Origin of the sequence: Nitrospira sp. SG-bin1 (assembly GCA_002083365.1) — a bacterium.
Taxonomy (GTDB): Bacteria; Nitrospirota; Nitrospiria; order Nitrospirales; family Nitrospiraceae; genus Nitrospira_D.
In genome coordinates this window covers 139,288-164,689 of sequence record LVWS01000022.1, presented here as the reverse complement: position 1 = coordinate 164,689, position 25,402 = coordinate 139,288, and the positions used below count along the sequence as shown (strand labels likewise).

At 55.0% G+C, this 25,402-nt stretch carries 23 protein-coding genes and 1 tRNA gene; 20 read left to right on the top strand and 4 right to left on the bottom strand.

Annotated features, from left to right (window positions below; genetic code table 11):
• Positions 1-104: 104 nt before the first annotated feature.
• The 16 genes from A4E19_18025 to A4E19_17950 all read left to right on the top strand — a co-directional run bounded on the left by A4E19_18025 (position 105) and on the right by A4E19_17950 (position 15,106).
• Entirely contained in the window at positions 105-383 is a 279-nt protein-coding gene (locus A4E19_18025; protein OQW34813.1) for a hypothetical protein, read from the top strand.
• Between the two features lie 141 nt (positions 384-524).
• The gene (locus A4E19_18020; GenBank protein OQW34812.1) at positions 525-1,142 is read left to right on the top strand and encodes a resolvase; all 618 of its coding nucleotides are present in this window, start codon (positions 525-527) and stop codon (positions 1,140-1,142) included.
• Between the two features lie 96 nt (positions 1,143-1,238).
• Positions 1,239-1,502, top strand: coding sequence for a hypothetical protein (locus A4E19_18015; GenBank protein OQW34811.1), 264 nt, complete (start codon positions 1,239-1,241; stop codon positions 1,500-1,502).
• Between the two features lie 482 nt (positions 1,503-1,984).
• Positions 1,985-2,329, top strand: a complete 345-nt coding sequence (locus A4E19_18010) for a hypothetical protein (protein OQW34810.1) — start codon at positions 1,985-1,987, stop codon at positions 2,327-2,329.
• 116 nt (positions 2,330-2,445) lie between these two features.
• Positions 2,446-2,952, top strand: a complete 507-nt coding sequence (locus A4E19_18005; GenBank protein ID OQW34809.1) for a hypothetical protein — start codon at positions 2,446-2,448, stop codon at positions 2,950-2,952.
• A gap of 75 nt (positions 2,953-3,027) precedes the next feature.
• Positions 3,028-5,247, top strand: a complete 2,220-nt coding sequence (locus A4E19_18000) for a hypothetical protein (protein OQW34808.1) — start codon at positions 3,028-3,030, stop codon at positions 5,245-5,247.
• Between the two features lie 73 nt (positions 5,248-5,320).
• Entirely contained in the window at positions 5,321-5,503 is a 183-nt protein-coding gene (locus tag A4E19_17995) for a hypothetical protein (GenBank protein OQW34807.1), read from the top strand.
• The gene (locus tag A4E19_17990) at positions 5,500-5,982 is read left to right on the top strand and encodes a hypothetical protein (GenBank protein ID OQW34806.1); all 483 of its coding nucleotides are present in this window, start codon (positions 5,500-5,502) and stop codon (positions 5,980-5,982) included. Before A4E19_17995 ends, A4E19_17990 begins: the two co-directional genes overlap by 4 nt.
• 39 nt (positions 5,983-6,021) lie before the next feature.
• Entirely contained in the window at positions 6,022-6,582 is a 561-nt protein-coding gene (locus tag A4E19_17985) for a hypothetical protein (protein ID OQW34805.1), read from the top strand.
• The gene (locus A4E19_17980; protein ID OQW34804.1) at positions 6,579-6,956 is read left to right on the top strand and encodes a hypothetical protein; all 378 of its coding nucleotides are present in this window, start codon (positions 6,579-6,581) and stop codon (positions 6,954-6,956) included. Before A4E19_17985 ends, A4E19_17980 begins: the two co-directional genes overlap by 4 nt.
• A gap of 269 nt (positions 6,957-7,225) precedes the next feature.
• Entirely contained in the window at positions 7,226-9,142 is a 1,917-nt protein-coding gene (locus A4E19_17975) for a hypothetical protein (protein OQW34803.1), read from the top strand.
• 653 nt (positions 9,143-9,795) lie between these two features.
• Positions 9,796-10,116, top strand: a complete 321-nt coding sequence (locus A4E19_17970) for a hypothetical protein (GenBank protein OQW34802.1) — start codon at positions 9,796-9,798, stop codon at positions 10,114-10,116.
• Between the two features lie 107 nt (positions 10,117-10,223).
• Positions 10,224-10,424: a hypothetical protein gene (locus A4E19_17965; GenBank protein ID OQW34801.1), complete on the top strand. Its 201-nt coding sequence runs from the start codon at positions 10,224-10,226 to the stop codon at positions 10,422-10,424.
• Positions 10,405-11,535 (top strand): hypothetical protein, encoded by a 1,131-nt coding sequence (locus A4E19_17960; protein OQW34800.1) that lies wholly within the window; start codon positions 10,405-10,407, stop codon positions 11,533-11,535. Before A4E19_17965 ends, A4E19_17960 begins: the two co-directional genes overlap by 20 nt.
• A gap of 6 nt (positions 11,536-11,541) precedes the next feature.
• Positions 11,542-11,618: transfer RNA gene (locus A4E19_17955), tRNA-Arg, on the top strand.
• A gap of 524 nt (positions 11,619-12,142) precedes the next feature.
• Positions 12,143-15,106 carry a hypothetical protein gene (locus A4E19_17950; protein ID OQW34799.1) on the top strand — a complete coding sequence of 988 codons (2,964 nt, stop codon included), beginning with the start codon at positions 12,143-12,145 and terminating at the stop codon, positions 15,104-15,106.
• 52 nt (positions 15,107-15,158) lie between these two features.
• Here the strand turns inward: A4E19_17950 and A4E19_17945 are convergent, their stop codons facing one another.
• Positions 15,159-15,530 carry a hypothetical protein gene (locus A4E19_17945; GenBank protein ID OQW34798.1) on the bottom strand — a complete coding sequence of 124 codons (372 nt, stop codon included), beginning with the start codon at positions 15,528-15,530 and terminating at the stop codon, positions 15,159-15,161.
• Positions 15,531-15,733: 203 nt separating this feature from the next.
• On the opposite strand from A4E19_17945, the gene A4E19_17940 reads away from it, so the two are divergent.
• Together A4E19_17940 and A4E19_17935 are read left to right on the top strand one after the other, a co-directional pair.
• The gene (locus A4E19_17940; protein ID OQW34797.1) at positions 15,734-16,369 is read left to right on the top strand and encodes a peroxidase; all 636 of its coding nucleotides are present in this window, start codon (positions 15,734-15,736) and stop codon (positions 16,367-16,369) included.
• A gap of 443 nt (positions 16,370-16,812) precedes the next feature.
• The gene (locus A4E19_17935; protein ID OQW34796.1) at positions 16,813-18,081 is read left to right on the top strand and encodes a hypothetical protein; all 1,269 of its coding nucleotides are present in this window, start codon (positions 16,813-16,815) and stop codon (positions 18,079-18,081) included.
• A gap of 137 nt (positions 18,082-18,218) precedes the next feature.
• On the opposite strand, the gene A4E19_17930 is transcribed toward A4E19_17935, so the two are convergent.
• Together A4E19_17930 and A4E19_17925 are read right to left on the bottom strand one after the other, a co-directional pair.
• Positions 18,219-20,393 carry a radical SAM protein gene (locus tag A4E19_17930; protein OQW34795.1) on the bottom strand — a complete coding sequence of 725 codons (2,175 nt, stop codon included), beginning with the start codon at positions 20,391-20,393 and terminating at the stop codon, positions 18,219-18,221.
• A 175-nt stretch (positions 20,394-20,568) separates the two neighbouring features.
• The gene (locus A4E19_17925; protein OQW34794.1) at positions 20,569-20,922 is read right to left on the bottom strand and encodes a hypothetical protein; all 354 of its coding nucleotides are present in this window, start codon (positions 20,920-20,922) and stop codon (positions 20,569-20,571) included.
• Between the two features lie 211 nt (positions 20,923-21,133).
• On the opposite strand from A4E19_17925, the gene A4E19_17920 reads away from it, so the two are divergent.
• Positions 21,134-23,071 (top strand): hypothetical protein, encoded by a 1,938-nt coding sequence (locus tag A4E19_17920; GenBank protein ID OQW34793.1) that lies wholly within the window; start codon positions 21,134-21,136, stop codon positions 23,069-23,071.
• Between the two features lie 79 nt (positions 23,072-23,150).
• Positions 23,151-23,723: a hypothetical protein gene (locus tag A4E19_17915; GenBank protein ID OQW34792.1), complete on the top strand. Its 573-nt coding sequence runs from the start codon at positions 23,151-23,153 to the stop codon at positions 23,721-23,723.
• 639 nt (positions 23,724-24,362) lie between these two features.
• Here the strand turns inward: A4E19_17915 and A4E19_17910 are convergent.
• Entirely contained in the window at positions 24,363-25,229 is an 867-nt protein-coding gene (locus A4E19_17910) for a 2-hydroxy-3-oxopropionate reductase (protein ID OQW34829.1), read from the bottom strand.
• Positions 25,230-25,402: the final 173 nt, after the last annotated feature.

Genomic DNA, 25,402 nt, shown 5'->3' with positions numbered 1-25,402 from the left:
GCCTAGTCCTCCCTTGTCTTCACGAATGCCGCCATTAGGTGGGATTGACGCCGACTAATACCAGCATTACAGTAAGGCACACACACACACAGGAGGTATTCACCATGCTACACGCCTTGCTTCTCCTTGGTCTACTCCTAATGGCAGCAGTGATGCCCGCGCAAGCTACTACCTACGATGACCCGTACAAAAGCTCTTGGGAGCAACAGCGCGAGACCTACCGCAAACATGGCTACGATACGTATAGGAACGGACCGCTACCGGAGACCCTTGAGCAGCAGCGCAGGGAAGAACGACGCCGGGAAGAATACCGCAGAGACAGTGAGAGACAACGGCAAGAACAACTACGGGACTTGTACAGGGACACCAAGCCACGTTGGTAAGGCTGTCCTATAAACCCCACGGAAAACACTTCCCCAAAACCCAGCAAATCCGCCCGTTCGATACCCCGCTTTCGAGTGATCTAAATACATTTGATTATAGGACAGACCCATGCTACCTTCTTCCTAGCAGGGAGGGAAAACATGAGTCACACGAGGAAAAGGGTTGCACTGTACGCACGAGTCAGCACGGACGGCCAGACCGTAGAGAACCAGCTACAGGACTTGGAAGCCGTTGCTATTCGGGAAGGCTGGGAGATCGTTGAACGGTTCGTGGACAAGGGTATCTCCGGTGCGAAAGGCCGAGAGGGACGCCCCGCTTTTGATCGGCTGTGCAAGGGCGTCGTTCGTAGCGAGTTTGACTTGGTGGCGGCTTGGTCGGTGGACCGGTTAGGCCGAAGCCTGCAAGACCTGGTGGCCTTCCTCAATGAGTTGCAAAGCAAGAAGGTGAATCTGTACCTCCATAAACAGGGCTTGGATACGGGAACTCCAGCGGGGAAGATGCTGTTCCAGATGCTCGGAGTGTTCTCAGAGTTCGAACGGTCAATGATTGTCGAACGAGTGAAGGCCGGTCTGAAGAGGGCCAAGGCGCAGGGGAAGGTGCTGGGCAGACCACGCATAGCCCCCGCTGTTGAAGCTCAGATTCTCACCCTGAGGAAGACCCAGCTGCTTGGTATGCGGGCAATTGCCAGACGGTTGGGTGTAGGCAATTGTACAGTACAGAGAGTACTCAGGGATGGCTCCACTAGTGGAATCATCTAGGGTATTGACAGTACGCTTGGTGAATGGTATCGTGTGCCTATCGCGTCATTCATCAACCATGGGCAAGCTGCTACAGCGCAGCAAGGAGGTTCCATCATGCACATTCAGATCGGCCGCTTCGAGTTCGAGACCACCCGGTTATCCGACAACAACGGCTTCGTCTTATTCTCCATCAACGGGCCTGCTATCGGGGAAATTTGCATTAGCAAAGACGAGCCGGTAGGGGACGAAGAAAGGATTATCAAGTTGTGTGACCGCTGGATTTATTGGGATAGCCCGAGGACTATTGAGCGAAGAAGGCAGGAGTGGCGTGAACGAGCAGACAGGGAGTTGACCAGGTGGACTGGGGACAAGCAGTAATAGCCGGGATGCTGGAGCGGCGAGTGCGACTGCCCGCGAGGCTCTGCGAGCCAGGAGCAGTGTAGCGAGTTCGCGTTGCTTCATTTGGGACAAGGCGACACAGCGGATTTAAAATCCCTATCGAACTGCTTCCACATGTGCAATCTTCCCAAAGCATCCAGCTAATTCAACGGGATTCGCAGGGGATTCCGTTTGGTTTCATCTCTCCACGAGTGGGAACAAACAGGACATGCTGCGGGGTTTGTCGCTGCAACATCGTTTCAGTAGGTGACACCTTCAGCACAGACAAACATTTCTCCTCGAGTAGCTGCAACATCGTTTCAATAGGTAACAGGCTCAGCACAGACAAACCATTTTGGCGGACGCCTGCCCTTGTCGACTAGGTCAGTCAACAAATAGTCCGTTCTCTGTTTCTCATCCCATGAAATCTTTTGTTTCCGCGATTCGACTACCCCCTCTAACTATCCGAAAGGAAAGGAGTCATGCATATTGCAGAGAATCAACCACGATTGAACCCCGAGACAAACGGGCGGGCCAGGCGCTTTGTCACCCGTACGCAAATTGTCCGCCCGGTCCGGCTTGATGCCAAGTCAGACCGCGCCTTGGAGTTTATTCGGCGCGAGTTAAAAGACCCCTCGAACTTCCAAGACCTCTGCTCCGTCAGTATGGCCGTACGTCGTGCCCTTCGGTTGTATTCAGCGCACGTAGACCGCCTAAGGCTTGATCCGGCCACCTTGGCCTTGGAGAGGCAAGCCGTCAGGGAGTGCTCGCAGTTGCCGGGACGGAGAAGGAAGCCAAAGGTAGCCGTACCTACCGGGAACGCCTAGGTGCCACCAAAGCCAGCTCAGATCCGTTTCCTCACGTCCTCTGTAGCCCCTCCGAAAGCATCAGTATTTCAGCAGTAGAATCAACCACTTCGAGACCACCCTTAGGAATTTGAACTATGACCGAGACCCCGTTACTCCTTGATCGTCTGAGACGCCGTGGCTCCTGGCGCTTGGGAGCACAAGAGAGAGCCAGACGCCAAACCAAACAAGCCAAACAGACAGCCCGGCGAGATCCCTGGAGTCTTACCTTCCCCGACCGCCTCAAAGCCCTTGGAGAGAAGTTCGTAAGACAGGCCCTCACCCATCCGGCCTTCGTCTTCATGTCTCCCTCGGAGATTCGCCAGAGCATCGAGAACCGGCTCTGGAGTATTGCAGCCTCTCAGCCCATCTGGTGGGGAAGCGGACCAGCTTTGAAGAGAGAAGCTACCCCTGAGCAGCTCATGGCCTTGGAGAAAGCCCGACAGCGCAAGATCGAGATTCAACGGGAGGTAGACGCTCTGTATGTCCCACCAAATGGACTGGATCAAAGAACTACACCAGCCTTCCAAGAAAATAGCCAAGGCGGCCTACAAAAGGAATTGGTGGAGCCTGAACAGAGACCGCCTCAACACCAAGCGCCGTGAAGCAAGAGCGAGTAGCCCAGAGCAACGACTTCGAGAGAAGCAATATAGAGACGCACGAAAGGAAATCATCAAACCATGTCCACGCAGAAACCACGAAAGCAAGTCGCCGACATCGGCTCCCTGAACCCGCTTGTTCCCCAGGCCGACCCGAGAACTCAGGACAGCTACGTCAGGCCGGGAGCACCGGATATCGAGCGCCCATCGAACGCCAACAATCCCTACCAGAAGCTCGCCGATGCGTTGTCGGTCCTGAACAAGGATCTTCTTCAGCCCATGACCGCGCAGGCCGCCCAGCAGTACACCGCGAAGGAGTACGCAGACGCGGAAAAATCATTCTGGGAGAACCGCGAAAAGGCCAACGAGATGATTCGCTCCGGGGAATTCCCAGCCGGTGCCTCTCCGTATTGGCAGCGGGGATTACAAAGAGCTTCCCTGAAGCAACATGGGCAACTCTTGGCGGCACAACTGCATCAAGACTTCCTCGGGGAAGCCGGAGCAGAGGCCAGGGCAAGCAATGATCCGAGAGTTGTTCAATCATTCGCTGACAAGGTGATTCAGCAGTACTCCCAGGAGAACCTTCGGGCGGGTGACCGCTCCTTGTATTCTGCCTTGGACCTCCAAGAGATCTTCCATCCGGCCATCGAGCAGGCGAGTAAGTCCCTCTTGTCCACTCATGCAACCTACCGCGTCCAGGAGAATCAGCAACAATACGTAGACCTCGCCGGGGCGACCATCGAGACCTTGTTAGAGCAGCACCTAGGGGAGCTGCAAGCTACGGACGACGACGAAGAGAGAAGCAAGGCGTACCGGGAAGCCGGAGCGAAAATCAACGATGTCTTCTACAACTTCGATACCGGCTTGGTGAAGAACGGGTTTGCACCCTCAAAAGGGAATCAGTTGATCGTGGACACCATCACAGCGAAAGCGATGAAGACCGGTGATCGGTCTTTCCTGGATGTCCTGGACCATGTTCCGGCTGGCAACGGGGCATCGGTGGGGAAGACGCAGTATGCCCAAGCCAAGAGACTCCAGGCCGAGGAGCACATTACGCAGATCCAGATGCAACAGGAGCGCCATAGGTGGTCACTGGAAGACCGCCCGCATGAAGTGGCATCAAAGCAGCGGCAAGAAGAAGACTGGAAGAAACAAGATGAGCGCTGGCTGAGGGAGCGGGCCTCGTGGGAACTACAGGACGCAGGCCGGGCAGAACACGAGATTTTACGCTCGCTGACTCGTCGTGTGTACGAAGGCTTGAGGCGATCAGACAGCAAGGCCGGGGTGTCGATCATCAACGAAGCCATCAGGTCAGCCGAGACGATGCTCCCCGAGAAGGCCGAACAGTTGCGCGACCTCGTGGATCAGTTCACGAAACACAAGGTGGACTTCCCTGAGGATGACCTAGCCATTGCGAAGTTGAGGGCCAAGATCAGCATTGACCCTCTGTCGGTCAAGCCTGCCGATATTACGGCGCTACTCAAGAACAGAGAGGCCAAACGACTAACCGTCATGGGTCTCTATGATGATCTTGACCGGGCGGTAGCCCATGCAGACCACCCGTACTTACGTCAGACTGAATTCTCTGAGATGCTGCATCAGGTCCAACGGGGCGCGATGCAATCCCCTGAAGATGAATTCTCCGCACAAGGGCAGCTTCGGGTAGCCAATGCAACGGCGAGCTTCAGGGACAGGGCGCAAGATTGGATTACCACCCACCCACAGGGGAACATTTCCGCTTTCCGTGAGCACATGCGGGCACAGGTGGCCCCGGTGATTGAGCTGGCAAACCGTGAGTACGGTATCCAACAGGACGCCGAACGGAAGCAGCAGGCGGACAAGGGTAAGATGATCGTTGACAAGACGAAGGCCGCGATAGCCGAACGGGACGCCAAGCAAGCCCAGGCCGCTGAGGTAGAGCGGAAGAAGCAAGAACGCGAGGCGCAGCTTAAGCAACAGCGGGAGATCTTCAATCAGAACTTCAAGCCCTCGGGGAAGAAGACCAGCGACGGTAGGGACATTCTGGTTTCCCCGACGGGGGCCATCGCCTCGGAGCAGACTATCACGATCCATGGTGTCCCCGAGATCAATAACGGCGGGGTCACCAACATTCCGACGATCTTCGGTGGGAAGAAGTACTCCGACGAAGAGGCCATCGAGATCATGCGACGGAACAAGGGCGTAGACCCCGACACTGGGAAGAAGCCCCGGCGTTGGTGGAGCATCAGCGATGCCGAGATCGCAGCCCGCGAGAAGTCCAATCGACTCGGCCAGGAGTACGGCCAACAGTCGAAGAAGTAACAATCAACATTCAACCCTCTCCTGTTTGGTCCGGTAAAGACTGGGTGGGAGAGGTTTGACCTTATGAGGAACCATGACTGACGAAGAACTACTCGAAGGCTACATCAACCACGAAGCAGACAAGATCCTCCACAACGATTTCTCACGCGAACCTCAACGAGATCTCTACCGGCAAGTCGGCGGGGTAGTCGTTGGCAGACTCGGCTACTGGGTACTCGCCGACCGCAACGGACGAGCCATCTACGGCCATGCGTGAAGACCATGCCGAGAGGTACACCTAAGTGGCTGGAGGACGCTGAACAAGAATTCCTCCGAGAGCAGGAAGAACGGGAACGACGAAGGGCACTTGAGCCGCCCCAAGTGGGCGTTGATCCCAGTACGCCCCATCATCCGATCTTGAACCCATCTCTAGAAGAACTACGTAGGCGTGAGCAGTCCGCCCAAGAATCTGCAATCGCCTCGAAGGAACGGCAGCGGACACCGACTCAAGAGCAGCACTGGCGAAGGGCCGTTGAGCTAATCCGTGGGGGTCACTGCCCGAATTACGAGACGCTAGGCCGACACTTTGTCAGATCAGAGTATGACCGCAAGACACCAGGACAGCCCTTCTCCGCAGTATGGGCGTATCACCTCGTCAGGAAGATGATCCTGAGGGGTGTCTTCACTCTTGAAGAGATCCGCCGATTGATCCCCGATCAGACAAAGCCGTTCAAGTGCAAGAAGCAAGCTAAGTAGTAACCCTCTATGCCTAATATGGCAGAAAGAAACACAATCATGTCAGGAACAACCCGCGTTGAATTATTCGGTGGGGCCAACGAGAACTACGATAGGAAGCCTACAGCCGAAGAACTAGCCACCGTCCCCGCGATGACGAAAGAAGACTGCCGTGAAATTATGAAAACGAGAGAGTACCGCGAGTCTTCCTTAGTCCGCGCATTAGTCGCGGCTTCGATTGCCAAGAGTGACCTGTCTACACAGGCCCCTACGCGGTTCGATGGAAGACCACAGGAGCAAGCCCAGACCGGGGACGAAGTGTTGGCAAAACGCGAAACGGTAGCGGCCATGATGAGAAATTCCAAGTACAAGACCGATCCACTGTATCGCCTCGAGATCTCCCAGAAGATTGCTTCACTGACAGCATCCGACAATACGGGAATCACTGCACAGGATCTCAAGACGCCCAACCGGTCGGTGTCGCTGGGAGTTTCAACAAGTCCCTTTCATGGGGCCGATCTCCAAGTCAGGAAATTTCAAAGAGTGGAGCTGGCTGCGAAGGCGGACGACTCACAGGCCCCAGTGAAGCCAGCCACACCGGTCAAAGAACCCTTCTCGTGAATGCGATGAGCATCGAGTTAGAACATCAGCTGAGATTCGCGCCGAAGATCGTTCGTTGTGTCGAAGGTCACACGGTCGCAACGCACACGACCGATCACGGACTCTGTTCCTGTGGTCTTGAGATCTGGTCAAGGCATGGCCGGTTGGAAGTGTACGAGCTTCATAAGGTCCACTGGGAGTTCGAACGGAAGAAAGCAGCCGACGCGGTGCAACAGCGGGGAGAACACGCGGTGACCCTCCACGAAATCAGGTGGAATGACACCCGCGACTGTGCCCGCTGTTCGTGGTGCGATTGGATGGTGCAATCGACCAACACGGCGAAAATCTTGGTAGCGTGGAATCAGCATCTCGAGAGGGTTAAAGACAATGCATAACCAGCAATATCAGCGTTGCAGTCCGTTCAGTGGACCGCAGTTCTTCAGAGTCGAACAGTGCCAGGCCTGTATGGTTTCCAAGATCGTTCCACACGGTAAGGTCTGGGGGCATCAATGTTCAGACGAGGCCTTGTTTCTAGCTAACCCTAAGTAGGCAGTTCACCAACAACAGCATAGCTAGGCAGTGATGCCCCTACCGGCGACGATGGGGACAGGGGATGACCCTGCTTTCAACATCACTGCCCTCCATCCTTGAAAGGGATTCATCAATGAAATTCTCCAACGACACAGCAAAGCTTCTGACCGAGACCGCCTTCGGAATTGCCATGCAGCTCTTGAAGGACACCGGGAACCAGCCACACGAGAACCAGCGGAAAGCCCTACACGCCATCCTTGACGCCATGACCTGCATGGCTCAGGGGAGCCTCAAGGGACGTTGGGCATTCGGTCTTCAGACAGGACTAGGGAAGACGACTTGCGCCATGTCATGGGCCACGGCTCTATCACGACTGGGATTAGCTGGGGATGTGTCCGCTGTGATCGCCGCCCAAGATGTAGAGTCTCTCTGTGAGACGTTTGACGCCTTGAGAGATCTTGGTGTTGATAAAGATCAAGTAGGGTTGCTTCATCGCAAATCCTCTGCACGATACCCCGCGACACTCAACGCGACGGATAAGCCGATCCTTCTCCTCTGTCACGCCAGGGTGAAAGACCGGTTTCTAGATCAGTTCAAGTACCGTGGGGAGATGCGGGACTTGTTGATCTATGATGAGAGCCTCGTCACAACTGCATCCTGTACCTGTGGAGCGCAGACCCTCTATGAAATTGCCGGGGCTGTCGAAAGCCGTTGTCAACGGAACGCAGACGACCGGGAGGAGCTTGGAGAGCTGAGTACCTGGTTAGCTGAAGTCTCCGACGCCATCGCATCCGAACTGAATAGACTGAAGGACCTTGGCGTGACGCAATCAGTGATGCGCCTACCACACCGTTCTCAAGAGACGCTGGACACCTTCACCGAACTGACCTCACAGGCTCTCAAGAAGAATGAGACCATCCTGAACCTGATCCAGCTCTGCCCTTCTCCGGTGAAGGTTGCCAACTTTAACAACAAGGGAGTTGTCAGTTACCAAGTCACTGTGCCGTCTGAACTAAAGAACATCATCATCCTAGATGCAAGCCACCCAATCAGGGACCTTGTACGTGACGATACCAGCGTCTTGGACGCCGAAGAACACCTACCCAAAGTGAAAGCCGTAGGTGTCCCTCTGGCCAGCCTCAAACGGTATGACGGAACAACTGTCTACCAAATGAAGGCCGGTGGTGGGAAATCCTCTGTGCTGAAGTCCTTCAAACAGATCCATTCTCACCAACGCCGAATCTGCAAGGAAGTAATCGAAGTCCTCACCCGGATTCCGAAGGATGAGTCTACCTTGATCATCGCCTTCAAGCCGGTCTACGAACAGACGGGGCCGGTTAGCTTTGTGAACATCCTTGAAGCTGACATCAATGCTTCGAAGGTGGTCACGATGAAGAATCAAGACTCTGTGGAGATGGCCGGTGACAAACCGAGGGTGTCTATCACCACATGGGGACTTCACAAAGGGACGAACAAATACAAGCATTGTAAGAGCCTAATCATGGTGGGCATCATCCACCGAGACCCCTTTGACTTGCTTGGGGTGGTAGTCGGCCACAAAGGAGACCTCTCCAGAGAGTGCACCTGGCAGAGACTCAAGGACCTTCAACTGTCCGAGGTTGCCCACGATGCCTTTCAAGCGATTGGCCGGATACAGTGCCGAACCGTGGTCAATGGGGTAGCCCTTCCGGTGAACGTCTGGCTGATCCATTCGAACAACAGACTACGGGAGAAGCTACAGCCGGTCATGCACGGGGCTGTCTGGAAGAAGTGGGAGACCAAGTACGATGAGATCCCCGAAGGGAGGGAGAAGGGTATTATTGCCACGGCAGCACAGGCCGTCAGTGACTACCTCGACAAGCTGGTCGCAATCAGGAAGACAAGGACCTCCAGCAAGGCAATCCGAAAGGCCGTCAGTGAGTGCGCCAAGTTGCAGCCGGATACGTTCACGGCTGTGATAGCCAAGGCGCTTGAACTCAATGGCCGATGGCTGAGGGAAGGCCGGTCCCTTGTGTTCGTTGAAGAGGTCTTCCCAAAGATAGCCGTATAGGTCCTCTATAAAGAAATCCCTATAGAGAAGTCGTACGGTTAAATTGTCGGGAAGCCTTCATCCATCACGGACGGTTCCTAGCGAAGGATGCCGCCTAACCAAACAAGCCAGGTACCCCTATAAAGAAGGACATTGTATAGGGTGCTTGGTCCTGTTTTAATCCGGTCTTAATTATCAATCAGTTAGATAGGTTATCCACAGGTTCGAGGCGAGGGCGGACACTTCGAAGTCAACACCCTTCCCAACCCCGAGCGCAGCGAGGACGCTACGCCACCCACCACCCGCGAAAGCGGCCAAGGCAACACCCTTAAAGCCTGCCATGAGACAAACCCTGTGAGTGTCCCCTAGGCATTGCCTATTGAGGCTACCACAGGGCAACCCTCATGGGGTCTCTATACAGGGTTGTCTTTGTGTCGCTGCGCTCCCTTGGTGACCATTTGGGGAAGAAGATCTTCTTGCGAGCTTCCTAGCGGAGCTTTGTGTCTATCAACAAGGGCAACGCCGAAGGCTAGCGCCCGAGGCCACCATGCGGGCAAACCCGGCGGACGAAGGTTCCCGGCGACGGCTATACGGGCTATCGCCGGATACTCCGCATAGATCGCCCTCAGTCAGTCATTAATCACTTACCAAACCAGAATAGGAGAACTACTTACATGTTCAATCAAATGCACATTCACGACCTGAAGAGAGAGCTGGAGCTGGCCGAGCAAGACGCTAGGCCCCAGATCGTGGAGAAGACTAAGGACACGTCAGACGAAGTGGTCTACGAAAACAAAACGAGCGGCACGATCAGAACTGATCTCAAGAACGGCCCAGAGACGCTGTGCGCCGAAAGCTCTGAGAGACGGCCACCGGTGGACCTCACGGCGTACATGCACGACGTACCTCAGGAAGTGGGGAAGGTGGTCTCGCAGGATGAGACGAAACGGACTGTTGAGTTGGTGTCAGGCACCATCAGGACTGACAGGAAGTAATCAGACACACACACACACACACACAACACCGAGAGGGCCTGTTTCTTCCATCACGCGGGAGGACAGGCCCTTTCTATTTCCACACCAAGGAACAATACGTAATAAGCATGAATACCTTATTGACAATCGAGCAGACGGCGGAATACCTAGGAGTCTCAAAACTGACCATCTATGACTGGGTGTCTCAACGCCGGATTGAGTATGTGAAGGTCGGTCGGTTACTTCGATTTAAACGGGAACAGTTGGATAGATGGATAGACAAGCACACCATCAAGGCTAGGGGAGCCCATGGGACTAACAAAGCGTAAGGACAGCTACTACGTAGAATTCAGAGTGATTGAATCAGAAGACGGGAAGTCCCTGGTGTTGGCCTCGGGTGTCCCCGGTGCTCGTAAGAAGAGATGGAAGGTCGGCTGTCTCAACAAGACCGTAGCCCGAGAGATGGAAGCGGCGATCAAGACCCGCTTGCTCTTGGGACAGGAAAAGACCGAGCAGGCCAAACCCGTATTGTTCAAGGAGTGGGCGAAGGTGTACTTGGAGTTGGAGACAGTTAAGACGCTCCGATCCTTTGTTGGTCGGTCCTATAGTGTGACCACCCACCTTGTACCGTTCTTCGGCGAAAAGATCCTCTCCGAGATCAAGCCCCATGACGTAGAGGCCTTCCGCAGCCAACGAAAGAAACCAGACGGCACCCCGGCAAGTATCCAGACGATCAACCATGACCACATTGCCTTGAAGCACTGCCTCAACCAGGCCATGAAGCGGGGCTTACTCCAGACTAACCCAGCCTCGAAAGTCCCTCTACCTAACCCCAACAATGAAAGGGATAGAGTACTTACTGAAGAAGAATGGGGCCGGTTACACCAGGCCGCAAAACCACACCTGAAGCCGGTGCTGTTGACGGCCTATCAACTCGGCCAGAGGTTCCGGGAGATTGTCTCCTTGACGTGGGACCGTGTTGACCTCAAGAGAGGGTTCATCACACTACGGGCGATTGATACCAAAACCAAAACAGGCCGACGTATCCCCATGACGCCGGATGTTCGACTGACGTTCCAACGACTGGCGAAGGTTCGTAGCATCACCGACAAACATGTCTTTACCTATAAGGGAAACCCTCTACAACGTATCAGCCGGTCTTTCCGAACAGCCTTGAAGGATGCCAAGATTACCGACTTCAGGTTTCATGACCTCCGGCACTGTGCCTCAACCAACCTGAGAAGGGCAGGGGTGGACACTGCTACCGCGATGAAGATCGTCGGCCACAAGTCAGAAAAGATGTGGAAGCGGTACAATGCAATCGAGGAAAGAGACTTGCATGAGGCCGCCCTGAAGGTGCATAAGTACCTCAACGAGAACACGCCGGGAACACTGCCCGAAGTGGCCGAGAAATTGTCTGACCCTAACTCGTTGAAATAGAAGTGTGCGCCCGTAGCTCAGTCGGATAGAGCATCAGCCTTCTAAGCTGAGGGTCGCTGGTTCGATTCCAGCCGGGCGCACCAAACCCAGCTTGCTCGTTCCGCCGGCTCACCAGGCGGAGCGTTTCTTAATTATCGCCGGCGGATAAACACTTCCAGTGTTGCCTATTTGTTGTCTGGCGCAACCCGGAGCCTACGTCTCCATTGAGACAACTGGATAGATCCACCAGTGATTCTCTTTGGCTCAACGATGCTTGCCCGAGGTACCGGTTCCTTATCACTGTCTCGTTATTAATACCGGCGGAGAGACCCCTACCCAGTGTGTCTGCTCCTCAAGTATGCTCACATGTGCCGCATGCGGATACTGTCCCCCAGTCATTTAGGGAGTTACACCCCGACGCTTGCTCGACCCAAAGCGGAGTCTTTCAGCAAGACGACGGGATAGAACCCTATCGGTATTCTGGGGCTCTTGGATCGCGCGTTCTGCTACAGCCATATCCCTATCGTGACGATACCCTGCGAACGAGGGATCTTCCCTAGTAGACATTCACAGGTCGCGTCACCTATAGTTTTCTACTCTTTCCACCTCCCAAAGGGTTCAGTCGGGTATGCGTCGGCTGTTTCGTCTCCGAGTCGTGATCGGTGTTCTTCTGGGACTCATTGTTCTGTATTCGCTCGTCGGGTTCGTCCTGCTGCCCTATCTCATCAAGGCGTATGGTGTCCCTGCCGCCGCAGAGCAACTCAGCCATCCAGTCGTTTTGCGAGAGGCGGCGTTCAATCCGTTCACCTTGGCTCTTCGCCTCAACGGCCTGGAAGTGCGGGACCAAGACCAGACCGCCATGCTGGGATTCGAAGAGTTGTTTGTCGATCTCCGCGCCGGCACGTTGTTCTTCCAAAAGGTTGCGTTCGACGAGATCCGTCTCATCATGCCGTTCGTCGCGGCCAAGGTAAGCCCCGAGGGAAAGCTGAATCTGATGTCGCTGGTTCCGCCTGCGGATCAGGCGAGCCAATCTCCGCCCCAGCCGGTGGGCGAGCCACGGAAGATGATGCCGGTCCAAATCGATCTCCTGGAGATTGAGAAGGGCATTGTCGAATATCGGGATGATTCGAAGGCGAGGCCGGTGATCATCGATGTGGTGCCGTTTGAAATCGTGCTGCGGAACTTCAATACGGTGCAGGCCGAGGGAGGCGAGAATGCCCATGCGTTCACGGCTGAAATCGGAAAGGGTGAACAGATATCGTGGGAGGGGACCATCTTTCTGGAGCCGGTGGAATCCGACGGGAAGGTGAATTTGTTTGGGATCAAACTCAAAACGTTGTACCAAGCCGTGCACGACATGTTTCAGTTTGATATCCAGCAGGGTGTCCTGGGTTTATCTGCGTCGTATCACTTCGACCTTCGCGGTCAGGCTCCCCAGGCCACGGTCCAGAACGGGACGATGACGATCCAGAACTTGGCGCTCATGGAACGGGGTGGCATCGATCCGGTCGTGGATATTCCCAGTTTCGGCCTGGACGGGATTCGGTTTGATTTGCAAAAACAGACCATCGATGTGGCGAAAGTCCATTCCGCCGATGCCCGGTTCGAGGCCTGGATGGACCAGGACGGGACCCTCAATTATCAGCCGCTGTTCACACCGGTCGCCGGAGGAGGCACGACGACCAAGTCCGTTTCGGCGACACACGAGCCCTCTAGGCCTGCGAAGCCATGGTTGATTACGGTGGACGAGGTCGCGCTGCGAAACTACCGAGCGGCCTTTGAGGATCGGACGCCTGCGAGACCCGGTCATGTGGATGTGGACGCGATGAACGTCACCGTGAAGAACGTCCAGATTCCCTTCAGGAAACCGCTTCCGATCGACGTGTCGATGAAACTGAACGAGACCGGCTCGATCGACGTGAAGGGAAACGTGGCGGTCGAACCGTTGGCGGCCGACACGGAACTCAAATTGAGGCACATCGACATCAGGCCGTTTCAACCGTATCTGGACCGGTTTCTCAACGCCGATGTGCTGGACGGCGCGATCGATCTAGATGGAACGGCGCGCTTTGTCAAGGAACACGCGAACGAACCCATGTTGCAATTTCAGGGCAATCTCGGAGTCCATCAGCTCGCGATCGCGGATCGCAAGGAACTCAACGATGTGGTGACGTGGAAAGCGTTGAACGTGAATCAGCTCGCACTGAGTGTCGAGCCGACCAGCGTGAAGATCGCGGAAATTGTCTGGCAAGAACCATCGGCCCACGTGATCGTGGATTCCGACGGACAACTGAATCTTTCGCGCCTGGCGGCCTCGCCTGATGGTCAGGCGGCGGTTCCAAAAGAAGCTGGACCTGAGAAGTCGCAGAGTAAACCGACGGAGCCCGTGCCCGTGACCATCGGCCAAGTCAAGCTGATTAATTTAGCCGCGACGTTTCAGGATTTATCCGTTGAACCAAAGGTCAGAACGAGCCTCACGGATTTCGGCGGGACCATCAAAGGCCTGTCGTCGAAACAGCTGAAAAAAGCCGATGTCAACCTGAAGGGCAAAGTTGGGAGAGCCGCCCCCCTTAAAGTCGCGGGGAAGATCAACCCGCTGAGCGAAGAGGCGTTCACCGATCTGATCATAACCCTGGGCGGAATGGATTTGACACCGGCCGGTCCCTACAGCGGCAAGTATGTGGGCTATGGATTGTCAAAAGGCAAGCTGTCTCTGGATTTGAAGTACAAGGTGTCCCAGAAAGTATTGGAAGCCGAAAATCTCGTGCATGTCGATCAACTGACGTTCGGTGAGAAGACGAATAGTCCGGACGCCACGTCGCTCCCCGTTCCGTTGATCGTGGCGCTCCTGAAGGATCGTAAAGGCCTCATCGAAATCGATATGCCGATTCGCGGAGATCTCAACGATCCGGATTTCAAGTATGGGAAGGTCGTCATCTCGACGCTGCTCAATCTGCTCGGAAAGGTCGTCGCGTCGCCATTTGCATTAATGGGAAAACTTGTGCCGGGCGGCGGTAACGAGGAAGATCTGCAATTCATCGAGTTTCAACCTGGCAGCGCTGATCTGCCAGAGAATGAGATACACAAACTCGAGGCATTGGAGAAGGCGCTGGATGAGCGAGCCGGGCTGAGGCTCGATATCAAGGGAACAACCGATGCGGCGCTTGATGTGCCGGTGCTTCAAGCGATAAAACTTCGAGATCAACTGTTCGAGATGAGCGGAGGAGGAAACTTTGAGCGAGCGGCGCTGTCGCCGAAGGAGGAACAGCGGCTGGTGGAGAAACTGTTTGCCAAGCTCCCTCCGCCTGAACCTTCGGCCACGTCGGCCGAACAGACACAGCCGACCGTGGAAGATATGAAGCGAAAACTCGCGGCCGCCATTCCCATTTCCGCCAAAGAATTAGACGCGCTGGCCCACCGACGCGCCGAGGCGATTCGCCGACATTTTTTGGAGGGAGGAAAACTCACAGAGGAACGAGTGGCTCTACTCGATACGAACACAGCCGAGTCTGGTCATGAGAAGGTGCGGACGCAGTTGTCCCTCTCCGCCGGGTTGCCGGATCAACCTGCGTCCGGTTCTGAGACGCCATAAAGCTTCTGGCGGCCTGCTTTGCCCTCGATGACTGGAAACGGCGAGTAAAGTCTTATCCGTTCTTTACGCCGTACCGCATCCGTGTCCCGTGGAGAAGAGACAGCTCGATTTCGGAGGGGCTCAGCTCCGAAGGGAAAAGCACGCCGGAGATCTTGCACGCATTGATACTGGCTCCGTCCAATTTCGCCTTGCTCAAGTCGAGGCCGCGCAGATCGGATTGCCGGAAATAGCAGTCGCTGAAATCCAACCCGTCGGCATCTAACCCTCGAAGGTCGAGACCGCGCAGGTCGCAACCCCGGAGTTCGCACTTGTCACCGGAGGCTTTCTTGGCGTTGAACTCCTTGATGCAACCTTCCCGGAGCATGACGTACATGGGGTCCTTGGAAATATGGAGTTTTGTGCGCTCCGGATCCGTCTTGTCCATATGTTGCTCCGTTGAAGGATGTCGGGAGCGTTATCGGCAGGCTATGGAGAAACTTGAGCCATCCGTTGTTCTTTGACGTGATAGGAATCTGGCGGCTCACTGCATTCCTGCTCCCCCTTGAACTCCTTGGCGAGGGCACAGTATTGTACGAGAATAATTGAACTGTATGACAGCGATTGCGATACAAGACAAGGAGGTATGCCATGGCAATACGACTGGGCGATGATGCTCCGAACTTTACGGCAGAAACGACAGAGGGCACGATTAATTTTCACGAGTGGCTGGGAAACAGTTGGGGGATTCTCTTTTCACACCCCAAAGACTACACTCCTGTGTGTACGACTGAATTGGGAACCGTGGCCAAAATCACGCCGGAGTTCAAGAAGCGGGGGGTCAAGGTGATTGCGGTCAGCGTGGATCCGATGGATTCTCACAAGGGATGGATCAACGATATCAATGAAACACAAAAGACGACGATGAATTACCCCATCATCGCCGATCCGGATAAGAAAGTCGCAACGTTGTACGACATGATCCATCCGAACGCGATCGACAATATGACGGTGCGTTCGGTCTTTATCATCGGTCCGGACAAGAAGGTCAAACTGACGCTGACCTATCCGGCCTCCTGTGGACGGAACTTCGATGAACTGTTGCGGGTCATCGATTCACTGCAACTCACGTCAAAATATAAGGTAGCCACTCCGGCGAACTGGAAAGATGGTGAAGATTGCATCATTACCCCCGCAGTGGGTGATGCGGAAGCGAAACAACTGTTTCCAAAAGGCTTCACGACAGTGAAACCATATCTCCGCTACACTCCCCAGCCGAACAAATAGACCTGCGTATTTTCGAGAGCCAGGCAGAGGGTGATGAATCTCCTTTGCCTGGCTCTTTTTATCTCTTCCAATATTTCCACAGGGTAGGCATAAATCTCGCATCTGCCCGTCACTATTTCTCTCAGACGGTAGATGTCGTCGTGTGTCATGACATGGTATGGGTAACTAAGGGTTGATTCCCAGTGAGAGCGCTCGTGTTGGAGAAAGAAGAAACGAGTCAGTGGAACGTCACATCAGTATCGAGCTTGATCGATTTCAGTATTTACCTGGACAAGCAGAAATACATATGTATAGTTGTGATCTAGGAGGCAATTAGAAAAAATTTCTTGCTATGTTTCGAGTACTTAGGCATACTCCGCACCGGAATTCTTGGCTCGAACTGTGGTGACCAGGGGAGGTAGGTGGGCAGCGGTTTTTTCTTACTCACAAGGGAGGGCATCAGTATGAAGGGACATGTTGCGAGGCGGTGGAAACAAGTTGTAGTTGCTGGGGCCATGACGGCGCTGGTGGCTGGAATGGGATCCCCGCTGCCGAGTGCCTATGCTGGTGGCACGATCAAGGCCGATGAGGACAAGTGGATCTCGATCGGCATGGGGATTCGGACCAGTTTCAATGCCCAAGAAAATGGCGCGGCGAACGGGAGTCACTACAGCAACGAGTTCACGATCAACAACGCGCGCATCTACGTCAATGGGCAGATCCATAAATACGTGAAGTTTGAGTTCAACACGGAGTGTTTCAACTGCGCGGTGCAGGGCGGCGGGAGCTTTTTTGGCGGCAACTCCACGATCGGGTTGCTCGATGCGATCGGGAAGTTTGAATTCCATGAGATGGCCAACCTCTGGGTCGGGCGCATGTTGCTCCCGAGCGAACGGGGCGAGTTGAACGGGCCCTTCTATCATGCGACCTTCGACGGCTTCCGGACGCCGTTCTTTCCCGCGGACCTCAGCGCCAATTTCAACGGCGCGGCGGCGACCGGGGGAGGCGCCGGACTCTATGGCCGGGATAATGCGGCCACCTTCTGGGGCAAGGTGCATCCCGGCGGGACGCACCTGTTGTATGTGGTCAGTGTGTCGCAGGGGCAGCGGAACGGCCCGAACACGGGCAACAGCTTGATGTACACGGGCCGGTTGCAGTGGAATCTGTTGAACGATGAGCCGAATCCCGGCTACTACACCTCCGGGACGTACTATGGGACGGCGGGCGATGTTTTGGCGATCGCCGGCAGCGTGCAGCACCAGAAGGATGGGGCGGGATCGGTCACGGCGGGGACCAGTGATTTCACGGGGGCCTCGGTGGACGTGTTGTTTGAAAAGGTGCTGCCGAATAACATGGGCGTCTTTACGTTCAACGGCGAATTCAAGCGGCATTGGGCGAACTATGGGGCCGGCGCCACGGCCGCCGCGAACTGTTTCTGCACGTTCAATGGCCATTCGTGGACCGTGTACGGCTTGTACCTGATTCCGCAGGAGGTGGGGATCGGGCGGTTCCAACCCTATGTGCGGTTCGTGAGCATCGATCCGCGGTACAGCGCCCTGCGGCAGGAGTTTGAATATGGGGTGAACTACATCATTTCGGGCCACAATGCGCGCATTTCCGCGTACGGCCGGTACGGCGATCTCGAGACCAAAGGGTTCTTCAACAACTTTGGCCCGGGCGCTGTCGGTAACAAGGTCGATTCGTTCCACGTCGCGTTGCAGCTGCAATATTAAGCAACTCACGTGAAGTAGACCGTCTCTTCGTCGACAAGGGCCGGAACCCATATCGTGGGTTCCGGCCTTTTGTTTTTGTTCTCCCTGCGGCGCCGCTTGATGCCGGGAACACAAAGGTATCGAAAAATACGAGAGAGCTATACGAGCACGAGGCCAGTCTCACGGATCTTCTTCCACGAAGCAGTGGCCAGGAAGGCGTTAAACGCCAACTTCTTGCCGGGAAACTGTTCACAAGCCTCACGCATATGTGGATAGGTCTGGAATGCCTCCCTTGGAATGGCGTCTCTGATCAATTGCTCCAGCCATCTCGCTTCTGATTCCGGAAGCGTGACGACATGATTCTTGTGAGAGCCGACAACTGTGAGTTGTGATTGCTTTCCGATCGGATTACGAGTCACTGCTCTACCCAGCCAGACCAAACGCCGTTCTAAGTCTCCATGGTCATCTACCCTGCGCTTCTTGAGCAAGTGTCCGAGCCATGTGGCTGATACGTGAGGAGTAGGGACTTCATAGTCGAACCACTCACGGACATCGAGGTCGAGTCCTCGTCGTTCAAGATAGTTCAGGAGCGATCGTCGTAATCCTTCCCCGAGCCAGATTGGTGTTGCTCCTCCGTTATCGTGATGGAGCAGATCATTCTCCGCGAATCCTCGAAATTCAGGTCCGAGAATGCGCACGCCATGGGTCGTAGGACTCAAGCCTACCGGACTGTGAGCCGTGACGGTGAAACGATGCCAGAAGGCCGATTGAATCATGTCCGCCGCCATCAGTTGCCGAACCCGTTCCAAAGAGTCGATGGTTTCCTGGACCGTCTCGGAAGGAAATCCGTACATCAAATACGCGTGGACCAGAATGCCTGCCTCTCTGAACGCCGCGGCGACCAACGCGGTCTGATCGACGGTGATGCCTTTCATCATTTTGTTTAAAAGGCGGTCGGATGCCGCTTCGAGACCGGCCGTCACCGCGATACACCCGGAAGCGGCGAGAAGGCGGCAAAGATCCGGGGTAAACGCCTCTTCAAAACGGATATTGCCCCACCATGCGATATCGAGGTTTCGCTCCAACAAGGCAAGGGCGAGCGATTTCAGGGCGGCGGGAGGCGCGGCTTCGTCGACGAAATGAAAGCCGCGTCGGCCAGTCTCAGCGATCAGTTGTTCAATCTGCCGAATGAGCCGCGCGGTCGGATTCATTTCGTACCGACTGATGTAGGGGAGCCCGATGTCGCAGAAGGTGCATTGTTTCCAATAGCAACCGTGTGCCACGGTGAGCTTATTCCAATGACCTTCGGACCAGAGACGATGCATCGGATTGGTGCTGTCGAGAATGGTGAGATAGCGATCCAGTGCCAAGCCTCGATAGGTCGGACATCCGACATCGGTCAACCTGAAGTCGCGTAAGGACGGATCATCGGCATATCGTATGCGATCTTTCTCCCGATACATCGTGCGGCACAGAGATTCACGGGGCCGTGTGTCTGACAGATGTTCGATCAAGGAGAGGAGCGGCCGTTCACCGTTGTCGAATGTAATGAAGTCGACATAATCAAACACCCGAGGGTCGGCAACGCGACGTAATTCCGTATTCACATAGCCGCCTCCGATGGCTACAGGTAGGTCAGGGTGGCGCGATTTGAGCGTCTTTGCAATGAGGAATGCGCCATAGAGGTTACCAGGAAACGGTATGGAGAGGCCGACGAGTGACGGGTCGGCTCGATTGAAGTGATCCCAAAATGAATTCAGTAACCATTCATCGGTCGGACTGAGAGGTTCTGCCAGTGCTGCGGCGATTCCATCAAACGATGAGGCGCTGCGCCCGATATGCTCGGCATATCGGCTTAAGGCGAAGTGTGGTGTGATGGTGACTTGCACCAGGTCAGCGAGATCTTCAAGAAAGAACGTGGCCCACAGTTTGGCCCTGTCCGCGACAGGTACAGATTGCGGGAATCGTCTGCGATTTCGAAAACGAGGTCCTTGCGGAAGCACCCCCGGATGAATCAAATGAGCTGCAGCGTCGGGATGTTTGCCCTGTAAAAAGGCGACGACAGGTTCGATCATCGCTACATAATCCTGTTCCATCCTCAACATGCGGATCGCTTCCTTCGGCAGCCCAGAATTTTTCCGACGAAGCTGTTGAAATATGTGCCGGAGTCCTTCCTGACTGAACAGACGCAACACCATCTCGATGCCCAAATCGGCTTGCTGTGCTTCGATTCCACGGGACTGAAGAAACCCTGTCAGATAGGCGGTCGAGGGGTAAGGAGTGTTCAGCTGAGTCAAAGGAGGAAGGACCAACAGGACGCGAGGGTGAGCCATGGGCTCGACATAGCATACGGATCGGCGGGAAATCTATGTCTTAGAGAAAGCTCGCGAGCGGCCGAGTCTAACGGGGCAGAGCCTGGAACGAGACATCCAGTGAATTGAAACGACAGGTGGGATTTCTATGGACAGAAGTGAATGACATGGGGCATTCGAGGAAAAACGAAGAAAGCTATTTTCGTATGTCCAGAATACTGCCGAGTAAGGCATCCGCCGTTCGTAAGGTCTGGAGATTCGCTTCAAAGCTGCGTTGAGCCACGATTTGCTGCACGGTTTCCTCACCAAGATCGACGTTCGAAAGTTCGACCATGGTTGGATTGCCGCCTGTATCGCGGAGAATGGTCGGGCCTGATGAATCGTCCTTTTCCACAACGGGGAGCACCCCGCTGCTGGGAACTTCGACGAATTCCGTTCTGGATTTCTTGAACCCGTCGGTATTGACGTTGGCGACATTGTGGGCAACAACCTCGATCTGTTTGCCGAAGGCCGTCAATCCCGAGAGTGCGGTGTGTATGGCGGATATCATAGACACCTCCGTTGGGCGCTCTAGTATGCCCCATCGGGTATCTTATCGGTTCGTACAGGAAGAACTTAAGCCGCGGAGCGGTTCATACATCAACGGACATCAATTGATTCTATCCCGTACCGTACTTCAGGAATCGCACATATTGATGCTACAGGCCGACCCCTCTTTGACCGATAGGTCTGGAGACCCGTATAAATCCGAACTGCACATTATGTCCGCCTTTAATACCTCGGCCTCTGACCAGCGATCCAGGATTCAGCAATCCCGTTTGCCGATAGGAGCTGATGCGAGCCTGATCCTCGAAGCGGTTCCGGAGGCCGTCTTTTTCCTGGATCACGACACTCGTATCCTTCTTCTCAACCCCGCCGCGCAGCAGCTGGTCGGGCAAACACGCGACGTGATCGGGGTGGGGTTCCACGACCTTATCGGATGTCTTACGTCGAATGAGGGTGAGGCGGCTCAGTGTCCCTTCACTCGAATGGCAAGCACCGGTGAGTTGGTCGTCATCCCGTCTCATTTTTGGAGTCGTGAGGATGGTACTCAATTCGAGTTGTCCCTCTCGTTCTGGCCGAGAAGGCAACAAGGAACAAAAGTCGGTGGCTTGGTGGTGGTTCGCGATCTGACCGACGCGATGGAGATTCAGCGTGATGTCCAGCGCGCCGCTCGGCTGGCTGAAGACGCCCCAAATCCCATTGTGGAATTTGATGCGACGGGTGCCATGCTCTATGCCAACACCGGCATGCTGAATATGATGGGACAATGCGGATTGCTGGAGGCTGGAATCGAGGCGATGTTTCCGGCCACCCTATCGGCCATGCTACAGGAGTGCCTTAGGACCGATGCCGCGCTCCCTCGGACCGAACATGTCGTGGCGGATCGAATAATCGCCTGGTCGTTCTTTCCTTTGAGAGAACTGGACCTGGTCCGCGCGTATGGACTCGATATCACGTCGGATGTGGCGTTACGCCGAGCGAAGGAAGTTGCTGAGGAATCGGCAAGGGCGAAGGGAATCTTTCTGGCTACGATGAGCCATGAACTTCGAACTCCGATGAACGGAGTACTGGGATGCACGCAACTTCTCAAGGATACATCCCTGACCCATCAACAGCGGCAGCTGATAGAGACCATGCATCGCTCGGCAGAGGCGCTTCTCACGCTGGTCAACGACATTCTCGATTTTTCGAAGATAGAGGCCGGCAAGATGATGCTGGAGGTGGCCAATGTCAATCTACGGGCACTGATCGGCGATGTGACAACCTTGGCGGAGGGTTTAGCCTCACAAAAGGGTCTTGCAGTTGCGGTTAACATTGATGCCGATGTTCCCGAGGAGTTCCGAGGCGATCCGATCAGGCTGCGACAGATCCTCTTCAATCTCGTCGGAAATGCGATTAAGTTCACAAAACAAGGAGGAGTGACGATCGCCATCTCATCTCTAAAGCGAGACACGTCGGACGAGTCCGACGTAGTGGTTCTGCAGTGGAGCGTGCAAGATACGGGGATCGGGATGACTCCAGATCAGGAGGCCCATCTCTTCAAAGCCTATGCGCAAGCCGATGCCTCCGTGGCCAGGCGATTTGGGGGAACGGGTCTTGGTCTCATGATCTGTCGCCAGCTTGTTGAGCTGATGGGAGGAACGATCACGGTCAATAGCCAGTTCGGTCAAGGCAGCACCTTCATCTATACCACCAAGCTCCTTCCAGCGATCCATCGAGAGGCAGTCATGTCGCCATCGGGAGCAAACCATGGTGGAGAAGGAGACCAGGTAGGGCCTCTACGAGTGTTAGTTGCGGACGATAATGAGATCAATCAAGTCGTGGCCTGCAAGTTTTTGCAGAAGCTCGGCTGTCTGGTTGAAGTTGCCCGCACAGGATCGGAAGCGGTGGAGGCCATCACTCGAACGTCGTATGATGTCGTGTTGATGGATTGTGAGATGCCTGAGATGGATGGATATGAAGCGACCCGGGAAGTACGTCGACGCGAGGAAGGGACGCTGAACCACTTGCCTATCATAGCCCTGACCGGTCATACGTCCGACGAAGAAGCTCAAAAGTGTCGCCAGGCCGGCATGGATAGGATCGTGACGAAGCCGGTCACGTTGACCGTCCTCCGAAGGAATCTTCAGGAACTGTTACACAAAGCCGACTCCTGATACATTCAACCTCTCTCTTGTCTTTTTTCCTTCTGGCGCCGGGGTAGACTCTGTCGAGTCACTTCTGTAAAGTGGCGCCATGGATCTCACCCACGCCTCTGATCGAGTTTTTCTCTATAGCGATTTTAACTGTCCCTTCTGTTATGCGCTGCACGAACGGCTGCACGACTTGGGTCTGATCGACCGGTGCGAGTGGCGTGGAGTCCAACATGCGCCGCAGTTGCCCCGCCCCATGAAGCCGTGGAGCGGTTCGTTGGAAGCGGAATTGCGGCATGAAGTCACGATGGTGCAGCGGTTGGCACCGGGATTGCCGATTACATTGCCACCCGGGAAACCGAATACGCTCCCGGCGATAGCCCAGGCCGTCGCGCTCTTACGAAAGGATCGACGACTTGGGATGGACTTTGTTCAACGAGCCTATCGCGCGTTTTGGTGCGAAGGGCAAGATATTTCTGATCCGTCGGTTTTAAAGCAGTTGGCGGGTGAACATTTCACTGAAGACGGTGATGGGCAGAATCGGCTTATTGCACAAAAATGGGAAACCGCTTGGCACGCGACTGGTCAAAACGGAGTCCCCCTCCTGGTGTCGTCGGATGGGGACCTGCTCGTCGGGTGTGTGCCTCAGGAACAGGTTCGGCAATTCTTTTCGTGATCATGTCGTTGCATGCAAATCAGCGAACCATGGAAGGTTCTCGCCAAGGATCTTCATCGGTGTCCGTCAGACCATCGATGCTCTTCCATGGTTTCTTCAGTACGTTTCTTGGTGGCTCCATTTCTTGACGGAGCAAATCTAGGGACAGCGAAAAAACCGTCGTCCGTTTGGTGTTCCCGATAGCCATCAAACGTAGAACTGACTGAGCTGCTGGCGACACTCCTATCGGGCGATTTCTGAGAGACGGTGCTGTTGCGTCCGGTCATCCGATCAAAGACCGGTCGCGATGAAGGCCACTCCCACTCCCAGAACAAACAGCAGCATGAAAGATAACAGCCCCACGATATAGGTCATATTGCTCTCCAAGCTGAAGGCTCGAGTGGGTAACGGTTGGCAGAGCGAGCATCATTCATACCGAACAACTGCAACGACGCCTGCCTAGACAAATCATGAACTTATAAAGACGGAGCGCCAAGGACTTCCTGCCGAGCGAAGGTGCAATAGAACGTAGTATTAGGCTACTATTGAGCGACAATGAAAAAACTTATGAATATTTGGAAGTTATACGGATCCACCTGGAGCGTATGGTTTTGAGAGCACCTGTTGTGCTTGTTACACAGGAAGATTGGTTGACATGAGCTATTGCGACTTGGACGTTGAGTGGCGGTCAGCGAACGTCAATTCGGCCACCGCCGATTTATCCAAGTCGCCCTTTCCCAATTCAATCAATCGTCGATATTGGCTCAGCGCCGCCTGTGCGAGTGGAAGCGAGAGACCGGCTTGTTCAGCCAAGTCGAGCGCGATAGCCGAGTCCTTCGCGGCGTGAGTAGCCGAAAAGTAACAGTCGTGGGCACGGAGCTGCATATCTTCTCCATCCGTTTCCAATACCCTCGAAGCAGCACCGGTTTGGCTGAACACCTCACGCAGGAGAGTCAGATCGATCCCCAGCGCCGCTCCCAGCCCTAACCCTTCGGCCAATGCAGCGGTATTGCTGTTCATGACCATGTTCACGAGGGCTTTGACCTTCGCCGCCTCTCCGGCAGCGCCGAGATATCGTACCGTCGTGCCGAGAGTCTCAAGGATAGGACGAGCCCGGTCGAACGCGTCGCGCTTGCCCCCGCACATGAGATAGAGCGTACCCTGGCGTGCCTGAGTGATGCTGCTTGCCATGCAGGCTTCGAGAGCTGCCCCACCGTGCCGTTCAACAGCCCGTTCGATGTCGATGTGAATCACCGGCGTGACGGTCGCGCAGTTTATGAAGAGCCGGCTCTTCGCATGGGCTAGTAGACTCGTGGGGTCCTGTTCCGCATAAATCCTCAGCATCGCCGCGTCATCGGACACGGCGGTAATGACAATATCCGATGCCTGAGCGACATCCGCCGGTGACGCGGCCGTTTCGGAACCTAGCTCGGATGCCAGTGATTCCGCCGCTCCGGTATGACGATCGTATACGGCCGCGATCCGGTATCCTCGTTCTTTTAGTCGCCTGGCCATATTGGCTCCCATACGACCGACGCCGACGAACCCGATGCGAGCTTCTGTGGTTACCATGAGACAGCGTCCTTTCCGGATTCAGACCCCCAAAGAGAGTCGAGAGCTCACATTGTTCATGAGAGTGCGTGACGAAACCGTCGGCCCGCTCGGCTGCCGGACAAACCGCGGTCCAGGCCCGTCGCAGC